The organism is Bartonella sp. CL70QHWL (genome assembly GCF_042194855.1).
Taxonomy (GTDB): Bacteria; Pseudomonadota; Alphaproteobacteria; order Rhizobiales; family Rhizobiaceae; genus Bartonella.
Map to the genome: position 1 here is coordinate 1 of NZ_JBHINJ010000107.1, position 815 is coordinate 815.

An 815-nucleotide genomic window follows, 5' to 3' on the forward strand; every position below is an offset into this window, starting at 1 on the left:
TGGCTTTTGTTAACAGCGTCATTATTGTTCTTTGCTTCCCCAACACCAGAAATTATCCGATCCGCACCGCTTTCATTTGCAATATTGATTTCTGCGCCACCTACTTTTGCACCAATAGTGAGACGATGCGTTGTCTTATCTTGCTGAATAAAGCTTTCGCTTTCCACTTTGGTAATCACATTATTAACCTGTTCAGTCAATTTATTCTGAACATTTGCGATAGAAGTACCAACACCGGAAAGTGCATCCGCTACATTCTGATAATTCTTGTCAAAAGAAGTACCATCCTCACCAAACTGCTTGATCTTGAAATCCGGTGCTTTCCATTGTCCTTGCTCATCATAACCTGCACCTCCACCAAAATAGGTTGCAAGTTGTTCGTTCAGCGAATAAAGCTGACCACCCGTGACAGCATCCGTTGAATCTTTAGAAACAACACCATCTAAAAGAAACGTAATTCTACTGTTTTCTTGTGTCCTTACAGCTCTGCCTTTTTCTTCTTTGCTCTTTTCATGACGTGCTACAAAGGCATTAGCTTTATCGTTCCATAACAAAGCATCACCTTTAACTTGCTGAGTAATATTCGTTATGTTTTTAGTAAGTTCGCTAAACTTATTTGTTACATTATCATTGACATTCTTGATATTGCTATCAAGCTGGCTTTTGTTAACAGCGTCATTATTGTTCTTTGCTTCCCCAACACCAGAAATTATCCGATCAGCACCGCTTTCATTTGCAATATTGATTTCTGCGCCACCTACTTTTGCACCAATAGTGAGACGACTCGTTGTCTTATCTTGCTGAACAAAGCTCTC

1 pseudogene is annotated in these 815 nt (G+C 39.6%); it reads right to left on the reverse strand.

Going from position 1 to position 815, the window contains the following annotated elements:
• Positions 1-815, reverse strand: a pseudogene (locus tag ACFIJZ_RS09950) (hypothetical protein); the annotation flags it as partial.